The 3,482-nt window shown below is 40.8% G+C and carries 4 protein-coding genes; 2 read left to right on the forward strand and 2 right to left on the reverse strand.

Features of this window, described 5'->3' with window-relative positions; translation table 11 throughout:
- Nucleotides 1–68 precede the first annotated feature (68 nt).
- Nucleotides 69–530, reverse strand: a complete 462-nt coding sequence (locus HHA41_RS12780) for a hypothetical protein (RefSeq protein WP_168461938.1) — start codon at nucleotides 528–530, stop codon at nucleotides 69–71.
- Between the two features lie 206 nt (nucleotides 531–736).
- On the opposite strand from HHA41_RS12780, the gene HHA41_RS12785 reads away from it, so the two are divergent.
- Entirely contained in the window at nucleotides 737–1,810 is a 1,074-nt protein-coding gene (locus HHA41_RS12785; protein ID WP_168461939.1) for an alpha/beta hydrolase, read from the forward strand.
- Between the two features lie 39 nt (nucleotides 1,811–1,849).
- Here the strand turns inward: HHA41_RS12785 and HHA41_RS12790 are convergent, their stop codons facing one another.
- Complete coding sequence (locus tag HHA41_RS12790; RefSeq protein WP_168461940.1) at nucleotides 1,850–2,521, reverse strand: hypothetical protein; 672 nt, start codon at nucleotides 2,519–2,521, stop codon at nucleotides 1,850–1,852.
- 98 nt (nucleotides 2,522–2,619) lie between these two features.
- On the opposite strand from HHA41_RS12790, the gene HHA41_RS12795 reads away from it, so the two are divergent.
- On the forward strand, nucleotides 2,620–3,189 hold the full coding sequence (locus tag HHA41_RS12795; protein ID WP_168461942.1) for a peptidylprolyl isomerase: 570 nt from the start codon (nucleotides 2,620–2,622) through the stop codon (nucleotides 3,187–3,189).
- Nucleotides 3,190–3,482 lie beyond the last annotated feature (293 nt).

Here is a 3,482-nt window from a genome sequence, read left to right on the forward strand (position 1 = left end):
CTACTGAATCGACATAGACAAAATGAGCACTTATGCAAATATTTGTCTATATTTTTAGTTATAGTTAATTACTCTTTACGGTTTTCCTGCCAGCGTTTTTGTTGTGCATCACGCTGTTGTTGCATGCGTTTACGTATATCTTCACGTTTTTTACGTTCAGCTTCGACTTGCTGTTTGCGTTTTTGTTCAAGCTGCTTGCGCTGTTGTTCCGAAAGTCGTTTACGTTGCTCAGCTAAACGCTGGCGTTCTTGCTCGTGTTTTTGCCGTTGCTGTTGCAATTGCTTTTGTCGGTTTTGCTCCCATTCACGACGCTCAATTTCACGCTTGCGACGTTCTAAGTCTACCCGTTGTTGGCGTTGTTGGTATTCCCAACGCTGACGATCATAGTCATAACGTCGATCATCATAATCATAGTGGCGTTCATAACGAGGATCATAGCGACCATCGTAGTAACCATCTTCAGGAAATGCGACACAGCCTACGGCTAAAAAAGCAGTAGCGCATGAGAGTAATATCAGTTTTTTAGCCATGTTCCACCTCCTGAGCCAATCTATGAATTTGCAAGAAACATGCATAATGGGCAGCTAAATTGTCAATGACAGCGTCATAAAAGCAGGTTAGCGTATACAAAGTTTAGATATGTATAACGATTGAAGCACTTGTATAACAAAATGGTCATTTTGCATTTAATCATGAAGAAATGATGAAGAATTTACGCATATAAAAAGGAACAATCATGCAAATCTTGAATTCATCGCTTAAACAGAGGTTGCACAAAGGGCAGGGAACGGCTGCACGTCTTTTAAATAAACTGCCTGACAGAGCGCATGAAGCCTTAGCGCAGGCCTTGTCTTATCCTTATCAATATCCTGACCTTGATCCTTTTATTAAATGCATGATGGCGGCACAATTAAAGCAAGGTAAAATAGGTTTTATTGGTGCAGACCCCATTCAGTCCAGACAGCAATTTGACCGTCAAATCGCATCTATTGCCAGTACGCCTACAGCAGTCAAGCGTGTGGAAGAGGTTCGCTTAAATTTACCCAGCGGTGATATTGCAGCACGTTATTATCATCCTGCACCGCATAAGAAACTGCCTTTAATTGTGTTTTATCATGGTGGTGGTTTTGTGGTGGGTGGTTTAGATAGCCATGATGAATTCTGCCGTTTGATGGCAGTGCATGCCAATGCGCAAGTGTTGAGTGTGGCGTATCCGCTTGCACCTGAAGCCAGTCCACAGCAGATTATTCAGGTCTGTGAAGAGGCTTTGGCGTGGGCTTATCAACATCGTCGTCAAATGAAAATTTTAAAAAACCGTATTGCGGTGGCGGGTGATAGTGCTGGCGGTAATATTGCGGCAGTGGTTGCGCAGCGTAGTGTGCACAGTGCCTATGCACCCGAAGCGCAGTTCCTGATTTATCCTGCATTGGATTTTAAAAGCCGACACCCTTCATTTTTTGCCTATAAAGATGGCTTGGTGCTCACAGAGCAAGATATAGATTTCGTGACGCATCACTACGCTACGCAGCACCAAGTGGCTTTGGATGATCCGATTATTTCTCCAACTTTTGGAAAGTTGAAAAAACTAGCACCTGCTTTTGTGGTTACAGCAGGGCACGATGTGCTGCACGATGAAGCTGAAATTTATGCACATAAATTACGTCAAAATCAGGTGACGGCTAAGTATGTTGAATATTTAGATCAGGCACATGGCTTTATTAACCTGAGTTTTGTGTCGAGCCGTGCAAAAAAACTCAGCATTGAAATGTGTAAAAACTTTAGAAAGTTTTGGGATCGTCCTCGCCATTAAAATCTGTATCTATGGGTTCAATTTGTTTCACGTGGAACTTTATTTCTTAGAATAAATTTTGGCTTCAGGAAAAATCAGTTCAAACTCAGGCACGTAAAAGCCAGTCAATAAACGTGCCTGAGAAACATCTGGAAATAATGAGGGATTAGGCAGCCAAGAAACTTGTTTCAGTGGTATCAATTGACCACGAAATGAAGGACTAAAGCAATAAGATTTACCTTGCCAGATTTGTGTGATCTTTAATAATGCTGCGGGCAGATACTGACTATTTACATTGATGCATCGACCTTTTACATGCTGCTCAAATCGAATACGGAGTTCTAAATCTGCCTGTCGAATGGTACAAGTGCTTTGCTGAGTATGCGCCTGCCATTCAAATGTGACCAATTCTTTAGGAATTCCCCAAAGTTGTTGCCCATGCTGGACAGAAGATTCTGTGGAAACAAAAATCTTGGGAATATTGGATAACACACGTTGCTGCAATACGGGATGATCTAAAATCAGCAGTTCATCATAGGCACCAATTGGACTTTGTGCATAGCGTACCAACATGATTTGTACCACGCGCCCAAACGTTGAAGGTGTTAAGCCAAAAATCTGTGCCTGTTTTAAAGCAGAGGAGCTGAGCCAATAATTTAAAATATAGGCTTCACCTTGCAACAACCAAGGTGGCAAACACAGCTCGGTATGATCTGAATTATTTTTATACATAAGTTTTCCAGCGTGATAAAAAATAGCCACTGATTTATTTTCGTAATCTTATTAATATAGACGAATTCCGAATACAACACAGATGGATTGCCAAGTAAATGTTAAAACAAAGTATGTTCACACTTGCCACAATGGCGATGAGCTTTAATGTAATGGCGGCAAACAGCATTATTGAAATGAAAACTAGCATGGGCAATATAGAAATTAAGTTGTTTAATGACAAAGCGCCTATTTCTGCAAAAAACTTTGAAGATTATGCCAAGTCAAATTTCTATAACGGCACAATCTTCCACCGTGTGATTCCAGGCTTCATGGTGCAAGGTGGTGGTATGGATGCCAAGATGCAAGAAAAACCAACCAAAGCGACCATTCGCAATGAATCAGGCAATGGCTTGAAGAACACGCGCGGTACTTTAGCAATGGCACGTATGAATCATCCCGATTCTGCAAGCAGCCAATTCTTTATTAATGTGGCAGATAACGACTTCTTAAATAGAAGCCCTCGAAATGCAGGTTATGCGGTATTTGGTAAAGTCACTAAAGGTATGGATGTGGTAGATCGTATTGTGAAAGTACCGACGGGCAACTATGGGATGCACCAAAATGTACCTAAACAAGCGGTTAAAATTCTAAGTGTCACGGTAAAGCCTGCGCTTGCTGCAAAATAAGCAAATATTGATGATAAAAACATAAAAAATATATTTTTATTTAAAATTAAGTGTTTATAGGGTGGTTTGTGTATTTATGAGCCAATATGGTGCGTAAAAATGCAACACTCGTGAAAACAAGCAGTTAAAAGCACTTGCACGTGTAGGAAATTGCCCTATAATGCACCCATCCCGACGCGAAACAACTAAGTAACTTAGCTCACAGGGTTAAGTTGCAGAGAAAGTTTTGCGTTATATTTTCACTGACGAAGTGAAAATAAGATCATTAAGAGATTATGAAGAACAACTTGTGT

This window comes from Acinetobacter sp. A1 (assembly GCF_012371315.1).
In the GTDB taxonomy this organism is placed as follows: domain Bacteria; phylum Pseudomonadota; class Gammaproteobacteria; order Pseudomonadales; family Moraxellaceae; genus Acinetobacter.

Coding starts and splice junctions, on each gene's coding strand:
- HHA41_RS12780 (WP_168461938.1), bottom strand. CDS start 530: ATGGCTAAAAAACTGATATTACTCTCATGCGCTACTGCTTTTTTAGCC.
- HHA41_RS12785 (WP_168461939.1), top strand. CDS start 737: ATGCAAATCTTGAATTCATCGCTTAAACAGAGGTTGCACAAAGGGCAG.
- HHA41_RS12790 (WP_168461940.1), bottom strand. CDS start 2,521: ATGTATAAAAATAATTCAGATCATACCGAGCTGTGTTTGCCACCTTGG.
- HHA41_RS12795 (WP_168461942.1), top strand. CDS start 2,620: ATGTTAAAACAAAGTATGTTCACACTTGCCACAATGGCGATGAGCTTT.